This window comes from Kitasatospora sp. NPDC051702 (genome assembly GCF_040681575.1).
Classification (GTDB): Bacteria; Actinomycetota; Actinomycetes; order Streptomycetales; family Streptomycetaceae; genus Kitasatospora.
In genome coordinates, this window is sequence record NZ_JBFAZB010000001.1 from 248,168 (window position 1) to 272,588 (window position 24,421).

Here is a 24,421-nt window from a genome sequence, read left to right on the forward strand (position 1 = left end):
TGGGTGCGGCGCCGGGGCGGGCGAGGGCGAGGTGACCCGCGTCCCACTATGGCACGACGGCGAACAGATTTCAAAATCTGTTCGCTGTCGTCTGTCATCTGTCACCCGGGGGCGCCCGTCGGCACCGTCCCGGCCTCCCGCCCGCCGGGCGAGCGCAGCAGGTGGGCGCGGGCCGGCGGCAGGTTGCGCCACGCGGTCCGCCCGCCCAGCCCGTACGCCTCCTCGAACTGCCGCAGCAGCCGCACCACCGCACGGTGACGGGCACCCCGGCGGGGCCCCGCCACCAGCGTCCGGGCCGCGGTCGTGCCGAGGTACCCGAAGTACGTCAGCTCGCCGCCGGGCAGCAACAGGCGCAGGTAGAGGTCGAGGAGGTGGCGCACCTGAGCCGGCTCGAAGTTGGTGAACGGCAGGCCGGACACGATCACGTCGTACCGCTCGCCCTCGGCCGCCGCCGGGGCCCGGCCGTCGCCCGCGGTTCCGCCCCCGGCGCCGTCCGCGGTGCCGTTGCCGACCGCCCCGCGCGTGCCGTCCGGTCGTTCCGGTGCGGACGGGCGCCACCGCGCCAGCTCCTCCACCCGGCAGGCTGACAGTCGCACCGAGACCCCTGTACGGGGCTCGGCCAGGTCCGGGTCCGCCCGCAGCCGGGCGGCGAACCGGGGGTTGGCCTCGACGACGTGCAGCCGGTCGCCCGGGCGCAGCACCTGGGCCAGGCGTCGCGTCACCACACCCGTCCCGGCACCGACCTCCAGGACCGAGATGGGCCGGTCCGGGCGACTGGTGGCCGGCACCACCAGGGCGTTCACGAGGTCCGCGCCGCTCGGCGCCAGCGCTCCCGTGTCGTGGAAGGTGCGCAGTGCCTCGACGAGGAACAGCAGACGGTCGCCGCCGGACGGTGAACCGTGCGACGGGATGCCGGAGCCACCGGCCTCGGATCCGTCGGGCGAGCCGGGAGATCCGGGCGAGCCGGAGGGGGCGGAGGGGGCGGAGGAGCCGGGGCGGGTGCGGAGCTGATCGGTCGTCATGTCGACGACGCTAGGGAGCGGAGCCGGGGCGGGGATCGGCCGGGCAGCCGCGCCGGCCTCCGACGAAAGTCGAGGGTGCGGGTGCCCGGGAGGAGGGGGCGCGCGGCCGTCGCCCGCCCTTAGCATCGAGCCGGACGTCCGCGGAGCGGGTGCGGGAGGGCAGGGGAGAGCGGGGAGAGGACCGGGGAGGACGCGGGGAACGCACGGGTGGGGCGGGAGGGCAGGAGCGTGAGCCGGAGGACGGGAGGAGCCCGATGCACACAGCCCGGCTGGGCTGGTACGGCCCGGGTCGTCGGCCGTCGGCCGACACGGTGCTGCTGCTCGGCATCCTCGGCCTCGCCGTCGAGGAGTCCCTCTTCCAATGGACCCACGCCGAAGGACCGTTGCGCCTTGCCCGTACCGTACTGGCCGCGCTCGCCGCGCTCTCCCTGGTGTTCGCCCGGCGCCACCCGGTGGCCTCCGCCGTCCTGCCGGTGCTCACCGGCGGCCTGTTCAACCGCGCCTTCCCCGGCCTGTTCAGCGTCTACCACCTCGCCTCCCTCGGCCGGACCGGCCCGGCCGCGGCCGGCGGCGCCGTCATCGCCCTGGTCAGCGCCGCCCGTGCCGATTCGCTGATCGGCTGGGCCGGCACCACCGGCTCCCAACTCCTCGTCGAGTCGGCCACCTTGTCCGTCGGGCTGTGGCTGCACGGCCGTCGGGTGCTGATCCGCACCCTGCACGAGCAGGTGGACGTGCTGCGCCGCGAGCGCGAACTGCGTGCCGAGCAGGCCCGGTCCGCCGAACGCGCCCGGATCGCACGGGAGATGCACGACGTGCTCGCCCACCGCCTCAGCCTGCTGGTGCTGCACGCCGGGGTGCTGCGCGATCAGGCCCTCGCCGGTACCGTCGCCGACGACCCGGACCGGCTCGCCCACCGCCTCGAACTGCTCCGCACCACCGCGGCCCGGTCGCTCGACGACCTGCGCGACGTGCTCGGCGCCCTGCGCGCCGACCCCGCGCCGCCACCGGTCGCCGGTCAGGGACCGCCGGAGTTCACCGGATCGGACCGCGTCCCGGCACCCGCCCTGCGCGACCTCACCGAACTCGTCGGCGAGGCGGTCTCGGCCGGGCAGCAGGTGGAACTGGCCCTCGCCGGGGATCCGGAGGCGGTGCCCACCACGCACCGCCTGGCCGTGCACCGGCTGGTGCAGGAGGCGTTGACCAACGCCCGCAAGTACGCGCCGGCCGCGGCCGTCACCGTGCTGGTCCGCTACGGGGCCCCGGCCACCACCGTCGAGGTCCGCAACGGGCCGGGCGCGGCCTCGGCGAACGGTCCGGTCACCGGTGGCGGGTACGGCCTGGTCGGGCTCACCGAACGGGTCGGCGCACTCGGCGGACGGCTCGACGCGGGCCCTGACGGCGGGGGCGGCTTCCGGCTCTCCGCCCGGTTGCCCGCTCCCGAGCGTCCGCCCGACCCGGCTCCGGCCGCAGTCTCGGTCTCGGCGCCGGCCTCGGCCTTGGCCCCGGCCCCCGTACGGCCCGTGGTCGGCGGGCCCTCCCCGATCCCCTCTCCGATCCCCGCCCAGCCCCCCGCCCCGAAGCCGGAGGACGCCTCATGATCCGCACGATGGTCGTGGACGACGACGCACTGGTGCGGCTCGGCCTCGTCGACCTCCTGGCCCAGGACCCGGCCCTGACCGTCGTCGCCGAGGCGGCCGACGGGCTGCAGGCCGTCGAACTCGCCCGCCGCCGGCGGATCGACGTCGCCCTCATGGACATCCGGATGCCCCGGCTCGACGGCATCGCCGCCACCCGGCGGCTGCGCGAACTGCCGGAGCCCCCGCGGGTGATCGCGCTCACCACCTTCGACCTCGACGAGTACGTCTACCAGGCGCTCGCCGCCGGTGCCGACGGCTTCCTGCTCAAGGACACCGAACCCGCCGAGATCGCCCGGGCCGTCCACGTCGTCGCCGCCGGCCAGGGGATGCTGCACCCGGCAGCGGCCCGCCGCCTCATCGACCGCTACCACCGCACGGGCGCGCCCCGGTCCGTGGCCGCCCGCAACCGGATCGCCGGGCTGACCCCGCGCGAGACGGACGTGCTGCGCGAACTCGCCGACGGGCTCTCCAACGCGGAGATCGCCGGTGCCCTCGGCATGCGGGAGAGCACCGTCAAGGCGCACGTCAGCCGGATCCTGACCGCGCTCGGGGTCGGAAACCGGGTCCAGGCGGCGCTGCTCGCCCGGGACGCCGGGATGGTGGAGGACGGCGGCTGAACCCGACCGCGGGGCCGGGCCGGCCGACCTCGACGGCCCGCCCGGTGGCCGGGCGGGGGCAGTGGGCGGATGCGCGGGAACCGCGTGGGGCGGGAGCCGCGTGCGGTCCGCGCCGGGCATCGTCCGGTGCGTGCCGCTCGCCGCGTGGAACCGAGGACGCCGCCAACCGGCCGTCCACCAACCATCCACCAACCCATCCACCAACCCATCCACCGACCCATCCACCGACCGGACGTTGCGCCCAGGGGAGGGCGGGGCGCCGGGGCCGGTGGTGCCCGGTGAAGCTGTCGGGGCCCCGCTGGCTCCGCACTCCGATGGTGCCACCGAAGCCGCGAGGGGCGTTACGTCGGGCGGTGTTCACGTGGGTGTTCCCCACGCTTCGGACCGGGCTCCCCCTGAGCCGGTGCTGTGACCCCGGTTGGTACCGCGCGCTGAGCCGTTGTCACCCATCCGGCGTGGAAATCCCGCGCCTTGGCGGTTTGCGCTGCCGAACGCGGGCGGCGGGTCCATGGTGGAGATGGGCGCGATCCGGCGACCGCGTCCGCGCGCCGATCCAGGCCCGCGCGCCGAGCGCCCGCCGCCGTTCTCCGACGGGTGCCCGTGGCTGAGGCCCGGTCCCGGCGCGCTGGGAGCAGGGCCACCTCGCAGGAAGTCGAAGGGTTCTTCTAGGCTCACATCTCGGCTTCCCTGCGACGGTCCGGCCACTGCGCCCGTCACCAGGAGGCCGCCGTCCACGGGGCCCCGGGCGCACCGGGGCCACCGGATCGAGCGAGGAGGACGCAATGCCAAGCACGCCGACCAGCCGTTCCACCGCACCCGGGCCAGACGGGCCGTCCCGAAGGACCGCGCACCATCCCGGTCGATCGGCACGGTCGGGCCGGGCCCGGCAGCCGGGTTGGGGCGGTCGGCCGGTGCGGCCGCTGAATACCGGCGGCGGCCGCGGAGGCGAGCGTTGAGTCCCCAGATCGTCGGGTCGCCCGCCGCACCGAGTGCCGCCGCCGAACCCGACCCGGACCGCGGCCCCGCCCCAGCGGGCGCGCCCGTCCCCGCCGATCCCGTCGCGCCCGCCCCTGCCACGCCCGCCCCTGCCGCGCCCGCTCGCACCGCGGTGGTCCCCGCGGCCCAGGCCGCCGCCGAGGGCGAGGCCCCCGCCGCCGGTGCCCCGGCCGCCGTCATGGCCGCGACCACCACCGCCGCGCTGGCGACCGCCGCGGCCGCCGCCGCGCTCCCCGGCCTGCCGCAGGCCCTCAGCACAAGAGCGCGCACCCTCGCCGGCGCCGTCCGGCGCCGCTGCGCCGATCTGGCCCGGATAGAGTCTCCGAGTGGGGACGCCCCCCGACTCGACGGCCTCGCCGAGGAGTTGGCCACCGGTTTCGGTGCGACCGGCGCCACCGCCCGCCGCGAACCGGGGCCGGCCGGAGACCACCTCGTCCTGGAGTGGGAAGGGCAGGACGAGACCCTTCCGCACCTGCTGATCGTCGGGCACCACGACACCGTCTGGCCGGTCGGCACCCTTGCGGACTGGCCCGTCACCGAGCAGGACGGCAGGCTCAGCGGGCCCGGCGTCGTCGACATGAAGGGCGGACTCGCCATCCTGGAGGGCGCGTTCGCCCTGCTCGCGGACCTGGGGCAGCGCCCGCACCGGACGGTCCGGCTGGTCGTCGTCTCGGACGAGGAGGTCGGCAGCCCGGACGGCAGGAGGCTTGTCGAGCGCCAACTCCGGGGCGCGGCAGCGGTCCTGGGCCTCGAACCGCCGCATCCCGACGGCCGGCTGAAGACCGCCCGGCGCGGCAGCACCCGGGTCCGGCTCACCGTCACCGGGCGCGAGGCGCACGCGGGCAACGACGCCCGCGACGGGGTGTCGGCCGTAGACGAGCTCGTCGACCAGCTCGTCGTCGTCCGGGGCCTCGCCGGCCAGCCCGGCACCGAGCTCAACGCCGGTCGGATCAGTGGTGGTTCGCGTGCCAACGTGATCGCCGGCCGGGCCGAGGCGGAGCTCGGTCTGCGGTTCGCCACCGCCGAGGCGCAGCGCCGTACGCTCGACAACCTCGCCAGACTCACCGCGCTGCGCCCGGGCGCGAGGGTACGGACGGAGGTGCTGTCGAGCCGGCCGGCCTGGCCGGAGCGGTCGGCCAACCCGCTGCTGCGGCACGTCCGTTCGCTCGCCGCAGTGCTCGGTCAGCAGCTGGACGGCGGTCCGGCGGGCGGCGCGGGGGACACCAACCTGCCGGGTTCGCGCGGGTTGCCGACGCTGGACGGCTTCGGCGCGGTCGGCGCTGGTGCCCACGCCCGGCACGAGCACATCCGCCTCGACCAGCTGGCGCCCCGGATCGCCCTGCTGGCCGCGCTCCTCGCCGTTCCGCTGCCGAGGCTGCGGGACCGTACGGAGGGGTGACGGGCCTGCCCGGCCGCCGCTGAGGGCTTGGGTCGGCCGGCGCTCGCCCGCCACTCGTCCGCCCGCGGCCTGCCCGGCCGTCCGCGTGCCGCCCGCCGGCGTGCCGCTCGCCAGCGCCTCCGCCCGCCCGTACTCCGGTGGTCGGCCGACGACCGGCCCGCGACCGGCCGACGACCGGCCCGCGACCGGCCGACGACCGGCCGGTGCCGGCTGACGGGTGACCGGTGACGGCGAACAGATGACAGCTGACAGATTTCAGAATCTGTCAGCTGTCATCTGTGATCTGTTCGTCGCCGCCCCTCGCCCCTTCGCTCCTCCCGTGTCCCTTGCCATCCCTCCGTCCCGCCGCGCAGAATGGTACCGACCGAACGGTCAGTCGGTTGGCGCCCCAGGGGGCGCCGGAGCAGGACACGAGAGGGGACCGTGGTGACAGCAGAGGTGGCCGAGGCGGTCCCGGCGCAGACGCCGGAAGACCGGTTCGAGGCGGTCGTCGCCGCCGAGCAGCGGATCGAGCCCAGGGACTGGATGCCCGAGGCCTACCGGGCCACGCTCATCCGCCAGATCGCCCAGCACGCCCACTCCGAGATCATCGGCATGCAGCCCGAGGGGAACTGGCTCACCCGTGCCCCCTCCCTGCGCCGCAAGGCCATCCTGCTCGCCAAGGCCCAGGACGAGGCCGGCCACGGCCTCTACCTCTACGCCGCCGCCGAGACGCTCGGCGTCGACCGCGCCGAGCTCACCGAGAAGCTGATCTCCGGGCGCCAGAAGTACTCCTCGATCTTCAACTACCCCACCCTCACCTTCGCCGACGTCGGCGTGATCGGCTGGCTGGTGGACGGCGCCGCGATCTGCAACCAGGTCCCGCTCTGCCGCTGCAGCTACGGCCCCTACGCCCGCGCGATGGTGCGGATCTGCAAGGAGGAGTCCTTCCACCAGCGCCAGGGCTACGAGCTGCTGATGACGCTGATGCGCGGCACCGAGGCCCAGCGCCGGATGGTCCAGGACGCGGTGGACCGCTGGTGGTGGCCGTCGCTGATGATGTTCGGCCCCTCGGACGCCGACTCGCCGAACACCGCCCGCTCGATGGCTTGGCGGATCAAGCGCCACACCAACGACGACCTGCGCCAGCGCTTCGTCGACATGTCCGTCCCCCAGGCCGAGCACCTGGGCGTCACGCTCCCGGACCCGGAGCTGCGCTGGAACGAGGAGCGCGGCGGCTGGGACTTCGGCGAGCCGGACTGGTCCGAGCTGACCAGGGTCATCCAGGGCCAGGGGCCGTGCAACACCCAGCGGATCGACCGCCGCCGGGCCGCGCACGAGGACGGCGCCTGGGTCCGCGAGGCGGCCGTCGCCTACGCGGCCAAGCGCAGGGCCGAGCAGTCCGCACCGGCCGCCGCGGAGCCGTCGGAGAGCCCGCGGCCCGCCGGAGAGCACGCGCATACCGAACAGGAGAACGGAAAGTGACCGAGTCCAAGGCCGAGTCCAAGGCCGGCTGGCCGCTGTACGAGGTGTTCGTGCGCCCCCGGCGCGGCCTGAACCACGTCCACGTCGGCTCGCTGCACGCGGCCGACGACCGGATGGCGCTGCTCGCCGCCCGCGACCTCTACACCCGCCGCAACGAGGGGGTCAGCCTCTGGGTGGTCCGCTCGGACGCGATCACCGCCTCCACCCCGGACGAGCGGGACCCGTTCTTCGAGCCGAGCGGCGACAAGGTCTACCGCCACCCGACCTTCTACGACATCCCCGAGGATGTCCCGCACATCTGACGGGGGAACCGCAATGCAGGATCACACCACGCACACCGACGCGCACGACGTCGACGACCACGTGTACCTGAGCCTCACCGAGGCCGCCCCCGGCCCCGAGGGCGAGGGCCGCTGGGCGTACGGGACGGGCTTCGCCGACCCGCTGCTGGGTGTGGACACCACTCTGCCGGCCGGCCTGGACGGCGCCGACCTCGCCGCCTGCTGCCTGATGCTCGGCGACGACGCCCTGGTCCTCTCCCAGCGGCTGATCGAGTGGTGCACCCGGGCGCCCGAGCTGGAGGAGGAGGTCGCGCTCGCCAACCTGGGCCTGGACCTGCTCGGCCAGGCCAGGCTGCTGCTCACCCGCGCCGGCCAGGCGGACGGCTCCGGCCGCACCGAGGACGACCTGGCGTACTGGCGGGAGGAGCACGAGTTCCGCAACGTCCGCCTGGTCGAGCTCCCCAACGGCGACTTCGCCCACTCGATCGCCCGGCTGCTGCTGTTCGCGACTGCCCGCGGCGCGCTCTACGAGGCGCTCGCCACCCACCCGGACCCGGTGCTGGCCGCGGTCGCCAACCGGGGCGCCAAGGAGCTGGCGTACCACCGCGAGTACGCCACCGCCTGGACGCTGCGGCTGGGCGACGGCACGCCGTACTCGTCGGCGCGGATGCAGGCCGGTCTGGACGCGGTCTGGCCGTTGCTGGAGGAGCTGTTCACCGCCCATCCGGTGGAGCTCCGGGTGGGCGTGGACCCGGCCGCACTGCGCGATCCGGTGCTGCGCGAGCTCGGCGCCGTCCTCGCCGAGGCCGGACTGACCGTGCCGCAGGTGCCGCCGCTGGCCACCGTGCTCGGCCGGGCCGGTCGCGACGGCGTGCACACCGAGGCGCTGGGCCTGCTGCTCGCCGAACTCCAGGTGCTGGCCCGCGCCCACCCGGGGGCGACGTGGTGAGCGCGACGACGGCGGCTGGCGCGGCGCTCCCGGGAGCGGCCGGCAGGGCGGTCCCCGGGGCGGCCTGGGAGATCGCCGCGGCCGTCCCGGACCCGGAGCTGCCCATGCTCACCCTGGCCGATCTGGGCGTGCTGGCCGAGGTCGAGACGGACGGCGCCGAGGTGACGGCCTGGCTGACGCCGACCTACTCCGGCTGCCCGGCCGTCGCCGAGATGGCCGCCGACGTGGACCGCCGGCTGCGCGCGGCCGGGTACCGGGCCGTCCGGGTCCGGCTGCGGCTGGACCCGCCGTGGTCCACCGACCTGATCACCGCCGAGGGCCGCCGCAAGCTCGCCGAGGCGGGGATCGCCCCGCCGCACCCGAGCGCGGCCGCCGCAGGCGCGGCCGGGCCCGGGCCCGTCGCGCTGACCCTCGGCCCCACCCGCACCGCCGCCGCCCTCCCCGTGCCCTGCCCGCGCTGCGGCGGCGCGGACACGGAGGAGCTGTCCCGCTTCGGCTCCACCGCCTGCAAGGCGCTCTGGCGCTGCCGCGCCTGCCGGGAGCCCTTCGAACGCGTCAAGGAGATCTGAATGCCCGCCGCCTCGCCCGCAGCCTCCTCCGCCGAGGCCTCGCTCACCGCGGCCACGCCCGTCGAGGACCTCGGCCCGGCCGCCCGCCCGGCCCGTCGCCCGGCCTTCCACCGGCTGCGGATCGACCGGATCGAGCGGCTCTGCGAGGACGCCGTGGCGGTGACCTTCGCGGTGCCGGACGGGCTCGTGGAGGAGTTCGCGTTCCGGCCGGGCCAGACCCTGACCCTGCGCAAGGTGGTGGACGGCGGCGACGAGCGCCGCTCGTACTCGATCTGCGCCCCGGCCGGGGGCCCGCTGCGGATCGCCGTCCGGGAGGTGCCCGGCGGGCTGTTCTCCCGGTGGCTGGTGCGGGACGCGCGGCCCGGCGAGGAGGTGGAGGTGCTGACGCCGTTGGGCCTGTTCACCCCCGAACTCGGTTCCCCCGCCGACCACGTGCTGCTCGCGGCCGGCTCCGGCGTCACTCCGATGCTGTCGATCGCCGCCTCCGTGCTGGCCGCCGACCGCCGCTCCACCGTCACCCTGCTCTACGGCAACCGGCGCAGCGACACCGTGATGTTCGCGGACGAGCTGGCCGACCTGAAGGACCGCTACCTCGGCCGCTTCCAGCTGGTCCACGTGCTGTCCCGGGAGACCCGCGACGCCGAACTGCTCACCGGCCGCCTCGACCCGGAACGGGTGCGGGCCCTGCTGGCGGCGCTGGTGGACGTGCCGACCGTCGGGCACTGGTGGCTCTGCGGCCCGTTCGGCATGGTCGCCGGGGCGAAGGAGCTGCTCGCCGAGCTGGACGTGCCGGGTGAGCGGGTGCACCAGGAGCTGTTCCACGCCGACGACGAACCGGCCGCCGAGCGCCCCGAGGACCGCGACGACGCGGACGCCGCCGACGGCGCGCACAGCGAGGTGACCGTCGTCCTGGACGGACGCGGCAGCACCCTCTCCCTCTCGCGCGACCGCTCGATCCTCGACGGCGCCCAGCGCTCCCGCCCCGACCTGCCGTTCGCCTGCAAGGGCGGGGTCTGCGGCACCTGCCGCGCCCTGGTCACCGAGGGCGAGGTGGAGATGCGCCGGAACTTCGCGCTGGAGGAGAAGGAGCTCGCCGCCGGCTACACCCTCACCTGCCAGGCCCGGCCGCTCACCGACCGGGTGACGGTCGACTTCGACCGCTGATCCGCTGATCCGCCGACTCGCCGGCCCGATGACCGCTGGCCGGTGGCCGTTGCCGACGGGCCGGTGACCGCCGGCGTCCGCCTCGCGGGCAGGGCGGGCCGGGCGGGCCGGCGGGCGTCAGACCGCGGCCGGTACGGCAGCCGGAACCAGGGCCGCGGCCGGGGTCTGCACCGGGGCCTGGACCGGGACCGGGGCCGTTGCGGGGTCCACGGCCGGGGCGGGCTGCTCGGCGGGGTCGCCGAGCAGCCGGACCAGGTCGTTGACGGCTGCGCGCCCGGCCCGGTTGGCACCGATGGTGCTGGCGGACGGGCCGTAGCCGACCAGGTGGACGCGCGGATCGGCGGTCGCCCGGGTGCCGGTGAGGGCGATGCCGCCGCCGGGGGAGCGCAGCCCGAGCGGGGCCAGGTGACCGACCTCCGGCCGGAAACCGGTGGCCCACACGATCGCGTCCACCGCCAGCTCCTGGTCGCCCCAGGCGACGCCGTGCTCGGTGAGCCGGTCGAACATCGGACGCCGGTGCAGCGCTCCCAGCTCCTCGGCGCGCCGGTAGGCGACGGACGGGCCGAGGCCCGTCACGCTCACCACGCTGCGCACCGGCAGCCCCTGCCGGACCCGCTCCTCGACCTTGGCGACCACCGCGCGACCGTACTCGGGGGTGAAGGGCCCCTCGTGGAAGACGGGTTCGCTCCGGGTGACCCAGACGGTCTCGCCGACCGCCGCCACCTCGGACAGCACCTGGATCGCGGAGGCGCCGCCGCCGACCACCAGGACGCGCCGGCCCGCGAACTCCTCCGGGCCGCGGTACTCCGCGTAGTGCAGCTGACGGCCGCCGAAGTGACCCGGGTAGTGGGGGAGGAAGGGGCGGGTCCAGGTGCCGGTGGCGTTGATCAGGGCCCTGGTGGACCAGGTGCCCCGGTCGGTCTCGACCAGCAGCCGGGAGCCCGGGCGGTCGGACTCGGCGCGCACCGTGCGCACGGTGACCGGGCGCACGACGGGGAGCGCGTGGCGGGCCTCGTACGCCGCGAAGTACCCCGGCACCACCTCCCGCGCGGGGGCCTGCGGGTCGACCGGCGGGAGCTCGGCGTCCGGGAGGTCGTGGAAGCCGTGGACAGTGGCCATCCGCAGGGACGGCGCGCGGTGCGCCCAGGCGCCGCCCGGCGCGGGGTCGGCGTCGAGTACGACGAAGCCGCCGTCGGCGTCCGCCCGGTACGGGACGAAGCCGCGGCGGCCCAGGTGGTAGGCGGCCGACAGGCCCGCCTGGCCGGCGCCCACCACCAGCACGTCCACGCGCCGGGCGCCACCGTCGTTCGTTGCACCGTAAACAGTCACGACCGTGAAACATCCGGGGTGGGGCCGGTGTTCCCGGGCGGTGGACGCTCCCCGGCGGCGGGTGTTCCCTTGCCGTCAGCCGTCAGCCGTCAGCCGTCAGCCGTCAGCTGTCAGCCGTCAGCCGTCAGCCGCCGGTGGTCGGTGGGTCGGTGGTCGGCGACCTCGCGCTCGGCGGTGGTCGGGCGCCGCTCTCAGGTGGCGGGGGAGATCACCACGGCCGTGCCGTACGCGCAGACCTCGGTGCCGACGTCCGCCGCCTCCGTCACGTCGAAGCGCATCATCAGGACGGCGTTGCCGCCGCGCGCCCGGGCCTGCTCGACCAGCCGCTGCATCGCCTCGTTGCGGCTCTCCACCAGGGTCTTCGTCAGGCCCCGCAGCTCGCCGCCGATCAACGACTTCAGCCCTGCGCCGATCTGGCTGCCGATGTGACGGCTGCGCACGGTCAGTCCGAAGACCTCGCCGATCACGTGGTCGACCCGGTAACCGGGGATGTCGTTGGTGGTCACGACCAGGACGTCGGCGTTCGGGCCCTGCCCGCCGCCGTACTCGTTGATGTCAGCCATGGCGCCCATCCTGCCGCCGTCGTGCGTCCGAGTGACAGAGGCACGACCGGGCGATGGCCGAGAAGGCGTCCAGAAGCTGGTTCAGACCGGTGATCGGGCGGCCGAAAGGCCGTACCGTAGCCCCATGGGCGAGCGAAGCGATCATCCACAGGGGCCGGGCGCGGCGGAGGACTCCGGCGCGCAGGAGATCGAGGCGACGGTGGTGCTGGGCCTGCGGATCACCGACTGGCCGGCGCTGCGCGCCGCCGCGATCAGGGCGGTCGAGGACCTGACGTTCGAGGGCATCGACCCGGCCGGCCAGCGCCGTGAACTGCTGCGCGAGGTCGCCGAGGACGCCAACGCGGCGCTCGGCGCGCTGCTGCACCCGGACCGGCTGGTGGCCGCGATCCCGGGCGTCGAGGCGATCGGCGGCACGCTGGAGATCAGCGTCACCGAGGACTTCGCGCCGGACTTCGCCGAGCTGTTCCCGCTGGAGGGGGACGACGAGGAGGGCGGCGCGGGGGTGGACTGGACGCTCACCCCGCGCACCGCGTGCCTGCTGCACGCCCAGCTGCTCGGCCTGGCCGACGCGGCCTACGACGACCTGGACGAGCACGGCGACGACCCGGTCGCCGAGGGCGACGACGCCGACTGGACGGTTTTCGCCCGGCTGCCCCAGCGCACCTGGCGGCTCCACCGCGCCTGGCGCCGCGCGATGGCCCGAGCCTTCGACGACCTCGCCGACGACCTCGCCCTCGGCGAGTGGCCGCTGCCGCGCTGCCTGGCCGAGGAGATCGCCCTGCGGATGGCCCTGGTCGACGCCCGGGCCCTGCTCGGCGCGCAGCCCGAGTCGGTGGCCGACATGATGGGCGACCTCCCGGCCGACCTGTACGACTACGACTGGGACGGCTGCCACGACGAGCTGTTCGGTGTCTACGGGCCGGACGACGGTGACCCGGAGCTCGGCGCCGAGCAGCGGACCGAGGTGCTGCTGGCGGCCACGCACCCCGAGGGCTGGTTCCTGACGTACGAGGACGCCGAGGCGAGGGACCTGCAGCGCGGCTACCGGCGCTGACCGGCTGTCGGGCTTTTCGGGCTGTCGGGTCCGTGCCCGGCGTTCCGGCGTTCCGGTGTCCGGGCGCTGGGACGGGGGTCCGGCTAGGCTGCGGGCATGTCCGATGCGTCTGATGTGCGTGATGTGCCGGGGCGGACGGCCGGGGCGGACGGCCTGCCGCCCGGCGAGGGCGACCAGGTGTTCGCCCGGATCTCGCTCGGGCTGGAGGGCGTGCAGGCCGCGCAGCGCGGTCGGACCGCCCAGGCGCGGGCCAGCTTCGAGGCCCTCTGGGAGGCACTCGGTGAGAGCGGAGACGTCTTCCACCGCTGCGTCCTGGCGCACTACCTGGCCGACCTGCAGGACGACCCGCAGGCCGAACTGGAATGGGACCTGAGGGCGCTGGCCGCGGCTGACTCGCTCACCGCCGAACGCGCCGAGACCTACCGGTCCGCCCTCCAGGTGCGGGCCTTCTACCCCTCGCTGCACCTCAACCTGGCCTCGGACCACCTCAAGCTCGGTGAGCCCGTGCTGGCACGCGAACAGCTGGAACACGCCGTGCACAGCCTGGACGCCCTGCCCGAGGACGCCTACAGCGCGAGCATCCGGACGGCGGTCGACGAACTGCGCCAGCGGCTGCGTTGAGCGGGCCGCGCCGCCGTCCCGCCCGGCGTGCGCCCGGCCCGGCCGTCCCGTCGCGCCCGGCCCGGCCGTCCCGTCTCCTCCCGTCCTGCCTCGTGTCGGCCCGTTTCCTTTCGTCCGTCCCGGACACCGCGTGATCACCGGCTCGGCCGGGCTGGCATGCTGGACGGGTGACTTCTCCGTTCGATGACCCGACTCCCGCTCCCGCCTCCGCCCCCGTCCCCGAGGGGGACTCCGCCCCGCACCCCGAGGACCGCGACGCGCGGACGCAGTACGTGCTGCCGCTGGTCGTCCGGCTGGAGCGGGCCACGCCGCCCGGGCGGACGGACGCGCTGGAGACCTCGGCGCGGGCGGTCCTCACCCTGCTGGCCGACGCGCGGGTGACCGGGGCGGACGGCGAGTGGGCGGAACGCGTCGTGGCCTGGGAGGACGCCCGCATCCGCAAGGTGGTCCGGCGGGCCCGCGGCGGGGAGTGGCGCAGGGCGGGCGAGCTGCCGGGGATCACGGTCGCCGGAAGGGAGGCCGAGGTGCGGGTGTTCCCGCCCGTCCCGCTGGACGGCTGGCCCAAGGAGCTCGCCAAGCTCCAGGTCTCGGGTACGGACCTGGAGGAGACGGCCGAGGTCGGCGCTCCGGAGCCGGGCCTGCCGGTGCTGTGGCTCAACCCCGAGCTGGAGATGAGCGCGGGCAAGACGATGGCGCAGACCGGTCACGCGGCGCAGCTCGCGTGGTGGCGACTGGACGAGGCGCAGCGCAAGGAATGGGCCGAGTCCGGGTTCGCGCTCGCGGTGCGGACGGCCTCTCCCGAGGCGTGGGAGGGACTTGTCGCGAGTGGCCTGCCGTTGGTCCGGGACGCGGGTTTCACCGAGATCGCGCCCGGCAGTTGCACGGTGGTCGCGGACCACCCGGCGCTGCGGTGATCGGTGATCGGTGACGTGCAATAGGTGCCCATTGACCGGTGAGCGGCGTGGGGGAGCCGTGACGCACGGCAGTCAGCGGACGCCGGCTGACAAATGACAGCGAACAGATTTCAGATTTCAAAATCTGTTATCTGTTATCTGTTCGCTGTCATCTGTTTCGTCCCGCCGGCGCTCGCCCTCGTCCGGCGCCGGCGGGCGAGCGGATCAGCCGGCCTCGAACCGCCGGAGGGCTCGCAGGCCGCCGTAGGTCGCGGCGGCCGTCCAGAGGGCCATGATCAGCAGCCCCGTCCAGTGCCCGTAGTGGACACCGGCCTCGGCCTGGGTGCGGGTCGCGTACAGCCCGGCGCGGTCGGGCAGGAACTGCCCGGCCTCGCGGACGCCGGGGATGGCCGCGAGCCAGGTGGTACCGAGGAACAGCATCGGCGTCAGCACACCGAGCGCGGCGCTGAAGTTGCCCAGCATCGCCGTCAGTCCGAGGCAGAGCAGCACCAGCAGCGGGTGGTAGAGCACTCCGGCGAGGAAGCTGCGGGCCAGGCCGGGGGTGGAGAGGTCCAGGCCGACGGTGGCGCCGACGACGAGGAACGAGCCCGCCGTCGAGAGCAGGCCGAGCAGCAGTCCCACCGCGGCCCCGAGCGCGAGCTTCGCTCCGTACAACCGCCTGCGCAGGGGTACGGCGGCGAGCGAGGTGCCGATCATGCGGGTGTTGAACTCCTGCCCGATCAGCAGGATCCCGGTGCAGGCCACGGCCACGTGGCCGAAGAGCAACCCGTAGTAGATCCCGCCGGCGGGATCCTCGCCCGGTGTGTGGTCCTTCGTGCCGTAGGCGGCGTTGACGGCCGTGGTGATCCCGACGGTCAGGGCCAGGGCCACCAGCGGGGCCGCCCACTGCGAGGGCAGGGTGGTGAACTTGATCCGTTCGGCGCGCAGTGCGTGGATGGGGCTCAATCCCTCGTCTCCACTTCGTTCGTGGTCGGTTGGCGGTTTGTGGTCCGCCGGGAGGTGCGGATCCACCCGGCGATCGTGGGGTGGCCGGGGCACCTTGGCCGCGGGAGTCACCCGGTGCGTCGCAGGGCGAGCAGTCCGCCGTAGGCGGCCCCGCCGGCCCACAGGGCCATGATCAGCAGCCCGGTCCAGTGGCCGTACGCCACCCGTGGATCGTCGGCGTAGCGCAGGGCGTACTGGCCCGCCCGGTCCGGCAGGAACTGGGCCACCCGGCGCACCCCGGGAACGCCGCCGAGCAGGGGCGAGAGCAGGAAGACCACCGGTACCAACAGGCCCATGGCGGCGGTGAGGTCGCCGAGCAATGCCGTCGTCCCGAGGCAGAACACCACGAGCAGCACCGGGTACAGCACACCGGCGGTGGCGGAGCGGGCGAAGCCGGGGCCGTCCCAGGCGCCGGGCACGGTGGTTGCGTACCCGGCGAAGGCGCCCGCCGTGCCGGGCGCACCGACGGCGAGGCCCACGAGGGCGCCGAGCGTGAGCTTCGCTCCGTACAGCAGGCCGCGCCGGGGCACGGCGGTGAGCGAGGCGTCGATCATGCGGGTGTTGAACTCCTGGCCGATCAGCAGGACGGCGAAGCAGGTCAGCGCGGCCTGGCCGAAGTTGAGCCCGTAGTGGACTCCAGTACCGGGGTCGTCGGTGAGGTTGTGGTCCCTGTCGCCGAGGGCCGCGCCGACCGCCGTGGTGACGCCGGCGGTCAGGCCGAGGGCGAGTAGCGGGGTGAGCCAGAGCGAGCGGAGGGTGGTGAACTTGATCCGCTCGGCGGTGAGGGCGTTGAGGGCGTTCATGCGGCGGCCTCCGCGCGGTACTCGAGACTGTCGGCCGTCATCCTCATGAAGGCCTCCTCCAGGGAGTCCTGTCGGGTCGTGATCTCGTACAGCACGACGCCGTGCGCGGCGGCGAGGGCGGCGATCCGCTCGGGCTCGAGGCCGGTCACCTCCCAGGCGCCGCCGTCGACCTGGGTCGCGGTGGGGGCGCCCCCGATGTCCCGGGCACCCGGCGATCGGCCGTAAGGCATCTCACCGTCGGGCAGTTGGTCCCTGACCAGTTGGTCCTTGAGCAGTTCACCGCCGAGCAGTTCGCCGCCGAGCAGGGCGGCCAGCTTGTCCGGGTCGACGGCTCGGACCCGGATCCGGGTGCGGCCGTGACGGTCGAGGAAGTCGCGGGTGGCGGCGTCCGCCAGCAGCCGGCCGCGGCCGATCACCACCAGGTGGTCCGCGGTGAGCGCCATCTCGGTCATCAGGTGGGACGAGACCAGCACGGCACGGCCCTCGGCGGCCAGTCGGCGCAGCAGGGTGCGGATCCACCGGATGCCTTCCGGGTCGAGGCCGTTGACCGGTTCGTCCAGCAGCAGTACCGGCGGGTCGCCGAGCAGGGCGGCGCCCACGCCGAGGCGCTGGCGCATGCCCAGCGAGAAGGTCCGGATCCGCCGCCCGGCGGCCTCGGCCAGGCCGACCTGGGCGAGCACCTCGTCCACCCGGCGCTGCGGCAGGCCGTTGCTCGCGGCGAGCCAGCGCAGGTGGCCGCGGGCCGTGCGGCCGCCGTGCAGGGCGTGGGCGTCCAGCAGCGCGCCGACCCGGCGCAGCGGGTCGGAGAGTTCGGTGTACGGGCGGCCGTCGACGAGGGCGCGTCCGGCGGTCGGGCGGTCGAGGCCGAGGACCAGGCGCATGGTGGTGCTCTTGCCGGCGCCGTTCGGGCCGAGGAACCCGGTCACCAGCCCGGGCCGGACCTCGAAGGACAGCTCGTCGACGACGCGTCGGCCGCCGTACTCCTTGGTGAGGCCCTGGATGTCGATCACGGCCGTGCTCCTCTCTCGTCGGTCCGGCGCCCCTGCCGTCACCGTCTCGGCGGCCTGGTCGCCCGTGGTGCTCCGGGTTTCCGGTGGGTCGTGCTCCGGTGGTCCCGTGCTCCGGTCCTCCTGCGGCACGGTGGTCCCGTGCTCCGGTCCTCCTGCGGCACGGTGGTCCCGTGCTCCGGTCCTCCTGCGGCCCGGTGGTCCGGTGGCCGCGTGCTCCGGTTGGTCCCATTCGACCGGAGCGGGGCCGCCGGCGGATCCCGCCCGGGCGGGGACCGGTCTCCCTCCCGGGAGGGAGACCGTCCTGCACCGGTGGGGGAGCGCCGGTGAGGCGCTGACCTGGCAGGATGTCGGGATGCCCAGGATCCTCGCGCCACTTCTCGCCGGCGCCACGTACGCGCGTCTGCTGCACCTGATGGTCGGATGGATCTTCGCGGGCGTCCTCCTGATGGTCTATCCGGGGACGTACCACAAGGGTCTCGGCGAGATCGTCGTGGCGAGCGTCTGCGTGGACGCGGCCCTGCTCGTGCTCGTCGCCCTGGTGCCCGCCGCACGGCTCGCGGAGGGCGTCCAGGCCCGGCTGTTGCTGGTGCCCGACCGGGAGCGGGACATCTCCGCCGAGCCCTCCCGCACCTGGGCCGACCGCCGGCGCACCGCAGGGTGGTTGATCGGGCGGGTCGCGCTCGGCTCCCTGGTCGGGTTCGCGACGATCTTCGGACTCACCGGCGGATTCGACCTGCTGTCCGGCGCCGACTCCCTGCGCTACCTCCCGCTCGTGCCGCCGGCCTTGTTCGGCTACGGCTGGCTGGTCGTCGCCGCCGGTCGGCTCCAACTCGCCATGGCGGTGCGGCTGCTGGGGCCGTCTCCGGCCGAACGGCTGGCCGACGCGGAGCTGCGGGCCGAACGGCTGCTGGAGCGCAACCGGTTGGCCCGCGAGCTGCACGACTCCATCGGCCACGCGCTGACGGTGACGGTCCTTCAGGCCGGCGCGGCGCGCGAGGTCGGGGACCGGGAGTTCACCGCCAAGGCGCTGGAGGTCATCGAGGAGACCGGCCGCCGGGCCATGGAGGACCTCGAACGCACCCTCGTCCTGCTGCGGGAGAGCCCGGACGCCGACTCGCCCGCCACCGTGACCGAGCGGCCCGGCGTGGAGCAGCTGCCCGCGCTCTTCGACACCGCCCGCGCGGCCGGCAGCCCGGTCGAGGCCCGGATCGAGGTGTCGGCGGGGGAATTGCCCAGGGTGCTCTCGCGGGAGTCGTACCGGATCGTCCAGGAGGGTGTCACCAACGCGCTCAAGTACGCACCGGGCCAGCCGGTCAGCGTGCGGATCGCCGTCCGCGACGGACAGTTGGAGCTGCGCTGCGCCAACCGCACGGCGGTGGCCGGCGCCGGTGCGGTGCGGCCCGCGGGCGGCGCGGGCCGCCGGGGCGGCAAGGGTCTGCGCGGCATCCGGGAACGCGCCGCGCTGCTCGGCGGGGAGGCCGGTGCGGGAGCGTCCCCGGACGGGGCCGGGGAGTGGGTGCTCGCCGTCCGGCTCCCCCTACGCTTGGGCTCGTGACGAACGATCTTGTGGGGGACGGCCGGGCGAAGGTGACCGCGGCGACGATCGACATCCTGCTCGCCGACGACGAGGAACTGGTCCGGGCCGGCCTGCGGGCCGTCCTGGAGGCGCAGGGGGACCTGCGGGTGGTCGGCGAGGCCGCCGACGGCGCGGAGGCGGTGGCGCTGGCCCGGGCGCTGCGCCCGGACGTCGTGCTGATGGACGTCCGGATGCCGGTCCTGGACGGCCTGGCGGCGACCCGTGAGCTCGTACGCCCCGGCGCCCCGGGGGAGCGGCCGCCGAAGATCCTGGTCGTGACCACCTTCGAGAACGACGACTACGTCTACCAGGCGCTGCGGGCCGGCGCCGACGGCTTCCTGCTCAAGCGTTCCCGACCGGCCGAGATCGCGCACGCGGTGCGGCTGGTGGCGGCGGGCGAGTCGTTGCTGTTCCCGGCCGCGATCCGCCGTCTCGCGGCCGGTCAGGGCAACCCGGCCGCGCGCGCCGCGATGGCCGGGGCGGCGCTCACCGAGCGCGAGGCGCAGGTGCTGCGGCTCGTCGCGCGCGGACTCAGCAACGGTGAGATCGCCGAACGGCTGTTCCTCGGAGTGCAGACGGTGAAGACGCACGTCAGCAGTGTGCTGGCGAAGCTCGGGGCGCGGGACCGCACCCAGGCGGTGATCGCGGCGTACGAATCGGGGTTCGTGGAGCCGTCGGAGTCGGACTGACGGCACCTGCGCGCAGGGGCGGACGAGGAGGTGGGGGCGTGGCAGGACCGGTCAGGCCGGGTAGCCGTGGGTCTGGGCGGCCTTGACCGAGGCCCAGACCGCGGACCCGGGAGCCAGGTCCAGCTCCGCGACGGCCGCCGGGGTGAGGTCGGCGGCCATCGGCAGTTCGCCCTCGAGGTCGGCGCGCACCTGGTCGCCGTGCAGGTCCAGGCTGGTGACCTGGAGCTTCCACACGTTGCGCGCGCTGGACTCGGGCCGCTCCCGGTGGAGGGTCACGGCGGACGGCGGGAAGGCCACGAAGGCCGGGCCGGACAGGTCCTCGGTGGTGGTCAGCACCGTGCCCGTCGGCAGTGTCACCTGGTGGTCCTTCGCCGTGCCCTGATACAGGTTGAGTCCGACCAGGCGGGCGATGTAGTCGGTGCGCGGCCGGCGGGCGACCTCGGCCGGGCTGCCGGACTGCACCTCGTGGCCGTCCTCGATCACCACCAGCCGGTCGGCCAGCACCATCGCGTCCAGCGGGTCGTGCGTGACCAGCACCGCTACCGCCTCGAACTCGGCCAGGTGTCGCCTGAGTTGGGAGCGCACGTCGAGCCGGGTGCGGGCGTCCAGGGCGGCCAGCGGTTCGTCCAGCAGGAGCAGTCGGGGGCGTACGGCCAACGCCCGTGCCAGCGCCACCCGTTGGGCCTGACCGCCGGAGAGGCGGCCTGGCCGGGCGGAGGCGTGCTCGGCCAGGCCCATCCGGTCGAGCCAGACGGACGCCTCGGCCCGGGCGGCGCGCTTGGGCCGGCCCTGGCAGCGCGGGCCGAAGGCGACGTTGTCGAGCGCGCTGAGGTGCGGGAAGAGCAGGTAGTCCTGGAACACCACGCCGACGGGCCGTTCCTCGGCCGGGGTGCACACCCGCCGGCCGGGGTCCTCGAGCAGTACTCCGTCCAGGCGCAGGTGGCCGCCGGTCAGGGGGAGCAGCCCGGCGAGCGCGCGCAGGGCGGTGGACTTGCCGGCGCCGTTCGGGCCGAGCAGCGCGACCACCTCGCCGGGGGCGGCGGTGAGCGCGAGGTCGAGCGTGAACGCGGCGCGGTCCACCCGGAGCCGGGCGTCGAGGGCGGGGGCGGTGCTCATCGGGGCGGCGTCCAGGGGCTCGGTGGGCGGAGGTTCGGCCTTCGGCGGCCCGGTGTCAGGTGGCTCGACGGCGGGTGGCCCGGTGTTCGGTGGCCCGGCGGCCGGTGAGGCGCCGTCCGGTGGTGAGGTGCCGTGCAGTGGTGCCTCGCCGTGCGGTGGTGAGGCGCCCGGGAGGCCGGCCGGGTGGCCGCCCGCGCGGCCGCTGCGGGGGCCCTCACGGCGTGGGCATCCAGCGCTCGCGCAGGCCGACCAGGACCGCGATGGACACCACCAGCAGGACCAGGGACAGGGCGATGGCCGCCTCCGGATCGGACTCCATGGCGAGGTACACGGCCAGCGGCATGGTCTGGGTCCGGCCCGGGAAGTTGCCCGCGAAGGTGATCGTCGCCCCGAACTCGCCGAGCGCCCTGGCCCATGCCAGGACGGCCCCGGCGGCGATCCCCGGGGCGATCAGCGGCAGTGTGACCCGGCGGAACGCCGTCAGCCGGGAGGCGCCCAGGGTCGCCGCGGCCTCCTCGTAGCGGGGGTCGGCGGCCCGCAGCGCGCCCTCGACGCTGATCACGAGGAACGGCATCGCCACGAACGCCTCGGCGATCACCACGCCGGTGGTGGTGAACGGCAACGTGATGCCGAAGGTCGAGTCCAGCCAGGAGCCGACGATGCCGCGCCGCCCGAGGACCAGCAGCAGCGCCACACCGCCGACCACCGGTGGCAGCACCAGCGGCAGGGTGACCAGGGCCCGGACCACCCGCCGGCCCGGCAGCTCGGTGCGGGCGAGCAGCCAGGCCAGCGGGACGCCGAGGACCAGCGAGACGGCCGTGGCCGCCGTCGCGCTGACCAGCGACAGGCGCAGTGCGTCCCAGACGGCGGCGCTGGTCAGCTGGTCCGACAGACTGCTCCACGGCGCCCGGATGAGCAGCCCGATCAACGGGAGGACCAGGAACGCGAGCCCGAGCAGCGCCGGGAGCAGCAGGGCGACCGGGACCCGGTTCGCCCGCCGCCGGCTCCGGCGCGGCACGGCCTTCACCGCTGCGGCCGCGCCGGGGCCGCCGCCGGGCCCGCCGTCCGGGCCGGTGCCGGCACCGCTGCCGGCACCGGGGGTGTGGCCGGGGGAGTCGTCGGGGCCACCGGCGGTGGTGCGGTCGCTCACGGTGCCTGGAAGCCCGCCGTGGTGAGCACCTGCTTGGCCTCGGACGACTGGACGTACGCGACGAAGGCGGCGGCGCCGTCCTTGTTCGGTGCCTTGGCCAGCGCGGCGATCGGGTAGTCGTTCACGGCCTTGTCGGCCTCGGGGAAGTCCACGCCGTCGATCTTCGCAGCATCGGCCTTCACGTCGGTCTTGTACACCAGCGAGGCGTCGACCTCGCCGAGTTCGACCTTGGTGAGCGCACCCTTGACGTCCTGTTCGAGGGTGACCGGGGTGAGGCTGACGTTGGCGGCCTTGAGCGCGGTCAGGGCCGCGGCGCCGCACGGCACCTCCTTCGCGCACAGCGCGACCTTCACCCCGGAGCCGGTGAGGTCGTTCAGACCCGCGACGTGCTTGGGGTTGCCCTTGGGCACGGCGATGGTGAGGGTGTTGCGCACGAAGGTCTTCGGGTCGCCGCTCGCGCCGCCCGCGTCGGTGACGGTCTTCATGGTGGCCGGGCTCGCGGCCGCGAACACGTCCGCCGGGGCGCCCGAGTTGATGCTGGTGGCGAGGGCGGAGCTGCCGCCGAAGTTGAAGGTGACCTTGGCGCCCGGGTTCGCGGCCTCGAACTTCTTGCCGAGGTCGGTGAAGGTCTCCTTCAGCGAGGCGGCGGCGAAGACGGTGATGGCGCCGGTCGCCTTCGGCACGCCGGCGCCGGTGGTCGCCGCCGCGCCCGTCGCGGCGGCCGGGGCCGCGGAGGAGGACGCCGCGTCGGAGGCCTTGCCGCCGTCGCTGCCGCACGCGGTGGCCCCGAGGCTGAGAGCGAGGGCCGCGGCGGCGGCGACGGCGAGTCTGCGGGTGTTGGTCGTACGGGTGTCCATCGGTGCTGCCCCTCCAGGGTTCGCGCCGGAAGGGGCGCGGGGACCAGGCCGCAGCTGCGGCCATTACGGCGATCATAGTGCCGCAAATGCGAGCGATAAATCCTCTGTCGCTTTGCACAGGCAGGGTGCGGCGAGGGCCTGTTCCCGGCTGTGGGAAGGCTCAAACGTGCACGGACCGTGCCGGGGTCGCGGCGCGTCCGCGGGCGGAGTCGGCAGGGCCGAGGGGGTGGACGACGGGCAGGCGGGCGGGGGTGTCGGCCGGAAAATTGCGTCGCGCGGGATCGGCCGAGCGGACAGAGTGGTGCGAGCGGTCGGGGCGGGGCCGCGGGTCGCAACCCGTGTGCGCCACACACGCCACACATGCGCCGTATCCCGCCCGTATCCCGTATCCCGTATCCCGCATCCCGTATCCCGTATTGCGCACCACGCACACCACACACCGCCGGCCGGCGAACGGCCGGAACCGAAGAGGGGGAGGAGTCCGCCCATGTCCACCTTGCGCGTCACCGCCGAGAAACTGGTCATCCTGGAGCACCCGAACGCCGATGCCCTGGAGCTCGCGCAGGTCGGTCTCTACCGGGCGGTGGTCGCCAAGGGCAGCTACCGGACCGGCGACTACGCCGTCTACATCCCCGAACAGGCCGTGCTCCCGGAGCAGTTGATCGGCGAGCTGGGCCTGACCGGCAAGCTGGCCGGCAGCCGGGCCGACCGGGTGCGGGCGGTTCGGCTGCGCGGTGAACTCTCCCAGGGCATCGTCTGCCGGCCCGGAGTCCTCGCCGACACCGACCTGGCGGCCGCCGCCGAGCGCGGCGAGGACTTCGCCGAACTCCTCGGGATCGTCAAGTGGCAGCCGCCGGTGCCGACGTCGATGAGCGGCGACGTGCTCAGCGCGCCGGACCTGCTGCCCTGGGTGGACATCGAGAACCTCAAGCGCTACCCCGACATCTTCGAGCCCGGCGAGCCGGTCGTGCTCACCGAGAAGCTGCACGGCAGCTGCTGCCTGGTGACGTACACCGCGGCCACCGGAGAGGTGCGGGTGTCGTCCAAGGGCATCGGCGCGCAGGGGCTCTCGCTGGTCGAGGACGAGCGCAACCTGTACTGGCGGGCGGTGCGCGCGCACGGCATCCCCGCGGTGGCGGCCCGCCTGGCCGAACGGCTCGGCGCCGAGCGGGTGGGCGTCTTCGGCGAGGTCTTCGGTACGGGGGTCCAGGACCTGACGTACGGGGCCTCCGGGCGCGCCGAGCTGCCCGGGTACGCCGCGTTCGACGTGTCGGCCGTGGTGGACGGGCGGATGGAGTGGTACTCCGCCGCCGAACTCCTCGAAGGCGAGCTGCCGTTGGTGCCCGAGCTGTGGCGCGGTCCGTTCGATCCCGAGGTCGTGCTGGGGCTGGCCCAGGGCAGGGAGACCGTCTCCGGACGGGAACTCCACCTGCGCGAGGGCGTGGTGGTCCGGCCGGTGACCGAGCGTTGGAGCATGGCGGTGGGCGGACGCGCGATCGCCAAGGTGGTCAGCGACGCCTACCTGACCCGTAAGGGCGGCACGGAGTACGAGTGACGCGCCGGGGCGTCGGAGCGGGATCGGCGGGCGGGTGACGGCGAACAGATGACAGTGGACAGCTGACAGAGTTTGAAATCTGTTATCTGTTCGCTGTCATCT

The 24,421-nt window shown here is 74.8% G+C and carries 23 protein-coding genes; 14 read left to right on the forward strand and 9 right to left on the reverse strand.

The genetic code is table 11. From position 1 onward, the window contains the following. Positions 1–101: 101 nt before the first annotated feature. Positions 102–1,022, reverse strand: coding sequence for a translation initiation factor IF-2 (locus AB0N04_RS01040; RefSeq protein WP_360205336.1), 921 nt, complete (start codon positions 1,020–1,022; stop codon positions 102–104). A gap of 254 nt (positions 1,023–1,276) precedes the next feature. Here AB0N04_RS01040 and AB0N04_RS01045 point away from each other — a divergent pair, with 254 nt between their 5' ends. The 8 genes from AB0N04_RS01045 (at position 1,277) to paaE (ending at position 10,098) form a co-directional block, all read left to right on the forward strand. Further along, positions 1,277–2,620, forward strand: a complete 1,344-nt coding sequence (locus AB0N04_RS01045; protein WP_360205339.1) for a histidine kinase — start codon at positions 1,277–1,279, stop codon at positions 2,618–2,620. Then, complete coding sequence (locus tag AB0N04_RS01050) at positions 2,617–3,276, forward strand: response regulator transcription factor (RefSeq protein ID WP_360205342.1); 660 nt, start codon at positions 2,617–2,619, stop codon at positions 3,274–3,276. Before AB0N04_RS01045 ends, AB0N04_RS01050 begins: the two co-directional genes overlap by 4 nt. A 952-nt stretch (positions 3,277–4,228) precedes the next feature. Then, the gene (locus tag AB0N04_RS01055) at positions 4,229–5,671 is read left to right on the forward strand and encodes a M20/M25/M40 family metallo-hydrolase (protein WP_360205345.1); all 1,443 of its coding nucleotides are present in this window, start codon (positions 4,229–4,231) and stop codon (positions 5,669–5,671) included. Between the two features lie 426 nt (positions 5,672–6,097). Then, positions 6,098–7,135, forward strand: a complete 1,038-nt coding sequence (paaA, locus tag AB0N04_RS01060; protein WP_360205348.1) for a 1,2-phenylacetyl-CoA epoxidase subunit PaaA — start codon at positions 6,098–6,100, stop codon at positions 7,133–7,135. After that, positions 7,132–7,437, forward strand: coding sequence for a 1,2-phenylacetyl-CoA epoxidase subunit PaaB (paaB, locus tag AB0N04_RS01065; protein ID WP_360205351.1), 306 nt, complete (start codon positions 7,132–7,134; stop codon positions 7,435–7,437). Before paaA ends, paaB begins: the two co-directional genes overlap by 4 nt. Before the next feature lie 13 nt (positions 7,438–7,450). Further along, on the forward strand, positions 7,451–8,365 hold the full coding sequence (paaC, locus tag AB0N04_RS01070) for a 1,2-phenylacetyl-CoA epoxidase subunit PaaC (RefSeq protein ID WP_360205354.1): 915 nt from the start codon (positions 7,451–7,453) through the stop codon (positions 8,363–8,365). Between the two features lie 71 nt (positions 8,366–8,436). After that, on the forward strand, positions 8,437–8,934 hold the full coding sequence (gene paaD / locus AB0N04_RS01075; RefSeq protein ID WP_360205470.1) for a 1,2-phenylacetyl-CoA epoxidase subunit PaaD: 498 nt from the start codon (positions 8,437–8,439) through the stop codon (positions 8,932–8,934). Then, positions 8,935–10,098, forward strand: a complete 1,164-nt coding sequence (paaE, locus tag AB0N04_RS01080; RefSeq protein WP_360205357.1) for a 1,2-phenylacetyl-CoA epoxidase subunit PaaE — start codon at positions 8,935–8,937, stop codon at positions 10,096–10,098. A 117-nt stretch (positions 10,099–10,215) separates the two neighbouring features. Here the strand turns inward: paaE and AB0N04_RS01085 are convergent, their stop codons facing one another. Continuing rightward, entirely contained in the window at positions 10,216–11,385 is a 1,170-nt protein-coding gene (locus tag AB0N04_RS01085) for an NAD(P)-binding domain-containing protein (protein ID WP_360205359.1), read from the reverse strand. 233 nt (positions 11,386–11,618) lie between these two features. Next, the gene (locus AB0N04_RS01090) at positions 11,619–11,990 is read right to left on the reverse strand and encodes a YbjQ family protein (RefSeq protein ID WP_360205361.1); all 372 of its coding nucleotides are present in this window, start codon (positions 11,988–11,990) and stop codon (positions 11,619–11,621) included. A gap of 124 nt (positions 11,991–12,114) precedes the next feature. Between AB0N04_RS01090 and AB0N04_RS01095 the strand changes: the two genes are divergently transcribed. The 3 genes from AB0N04_RS01095 (at position 12,115) to AB0N04_RS01105 (ending at position 14,579) form a co-directional block, all read left to right on the forward strand. Then, positions 12,115–13,044 carry a hypothetical protein gene (locus AB0N04_RS01095; RefSeq protein ID WP_360205364.1) on the forward strand — a complete coding sequence of 310 codons (930 nt, stop codon included), beginning with the start codon at positions 12,115–12,117 and terminating at the stop codon, positions 13,042–13,044. A gap of 96 nt (positions 13,045–13,140) precedes the next feature. Continuing rightward, positions 13,141–13,665, forward strand: a complete 525-nt coding sequence (locus AB0N04_RS01100) for a hypothetical protein (protein ID WP_360205367.1) — start codon at positions 13,141–13,143, stop codon at positions 13,663–13,665. 167 nt (positions 13,666–13,832) lie between these two features. Further along, positions 13,833–14,579: an aminoacyl-tRNA hydrolase gene (locus AB0N04_RS01105; protein ID WP_360205369.1), complete on the forward strand. Its 747-nt coding sequence runs from the start codon at positions 13,833–13,835 to the stop codon at positions 14,577–14,579. A 204-nt stretch (positions 14,580–14,783) separates the two neighbouring features. Here AB0N04_RS01105 and AB0N04_RS01110 read toward each other — a convergent pair whose 3' ends face one another. The 3 genes from AB0N04_RS01110 to AB0N04_RS01120 all read right to left on the reverse strand — a co-directional run bounded on the left by AB0N04_RS01110 (position 14,784) and on the right by AB0N04_RS01120 (position 17,376). Continuing rightward, positions 14,784–15,524, reverse strand: coding sequence for a hypothetical protein (locus AB0N04_RS01110; protein ID WP_360205372.1), 741 nt, complete (start codon positions 15,522–15,524; stop codon positions 14,784–14,786). A 107-nt stretch (positions 15,525–15,631) separates the two neighbouring features. After that, complete coding sequence (locus tag AB0N04_RS01115; RefSeq protein ID WP_360205375.1) at positions 15,632–16,366, reverse strand: hypothetical protein; 735 nt, start codon at positions 16,364–16,366, stop codon at positions 15,632–15,634. Continuing rightward, on the reverse strand, positions 16,363–17,376 hold the full coding sequence (locus AB0N04_RS01120; RefSeq protein WP_360205378.1) for an ABC transporter ATP-binding protein: 1,014 nt from the start codon (positions 17,374–17,376) through the stop codon (positions 16,363–16,365). Before AB0N04_RS01120 ends, AB0N04_RS01115 begins: the two co-directional genes overlap by 4 nt. A 352-nt stretch (positions 17,377–17,728) precedes the next feature. Between AB0N04_RS01120 and AB0N04_RS01125 the strand changes: the two genes are divergently transcribed. Both AB0N04_RS01125 and AB0N04_RS01130 read left to right on the forward strand, forming a co-directional pair. Then, positions 17,729–18,931, forward strand: coding sequence for a histidine kinase (locus tag AB0N04_RS01125; protein ID WP_360205381.1), 1,203 nt, complete (start codon positions 17,729–17,731; stop codon positions 18,929–18,931). Further along, positions 18,928–19,641 (forward strand): response regulator transcription factor, encoded by a 714-nt coding sequence (locus AB0N04_RS01130; protein WP_360205384.1) that lies wholly within the window; start codon positions 18,928–18,930, stop codon positions 19,639–19,641. Before AB0N04_RS01125 ends, AB0N04_RS01130 begins: the two co-directional genes overlap by 4 nt. Before the next feature lie 51 nt (positions 19,642–19,692). Here the strand turns inward: AB0N04_RS01130 and AB0N04_RS01135 are convergent, their stop codons facing one another. From AB0N04_RS01135 to modA, 3 genes are all read right to left on the reverse strand, one after another. Beyond that, positions 19,693–20,757 (reverse strand): ABC transporter ATP-binding protein, encoded by a 1,065-nt coding sequence (locus AB0N04_RS01135; protein ID WP_360205386.1) that lies wholly within the window; start codon positions 20,755–20,757, stop codon positions 19,693–19,695. A gap of 214 nt (positions 20,758–20,971) precedes the next feature. Further along, a complete protein-coding gene (locus AB0N04_RS01140) occupies positions 20,972–21,784 on the reverse strand; it encodes an ABC transporter permease (protein WP_360205473.1) in 813 nt (270 codons plus the stop codon). A gap of 119 nt (positions 21,785–21,903) precedes the next feature. Further along, positions 21,904–22,764, reverse strand: a complete 861-nt coding sequence (modA, locus tag AB0N04_RS01145; protein WP_360205389.1) for a molybdate ABC transporter substrate-binding protein — start codon at positions 22,762–22,764, stop codon at positions 21,904–21,906. 487 nt (positions 22,765–23,251) lie between these two features. Here modA and AB0N04_RS01150 point away from each other — a divergent pair, with 487 nt between their 5' ends. Further along, positions 23,252–24,319, forward strand: coding sequence for an RNA ligase (ATP) (locus AB0N04_RS01150; RefSeq protein ID WP_360205392.1), 1,068 nt, complete (start codon positions 23,252–23,254; stop codon positions 24,317–24,319). The last annotated feature ends 102 nt before the right edge of the window (positions 24,320–24,421 follow it).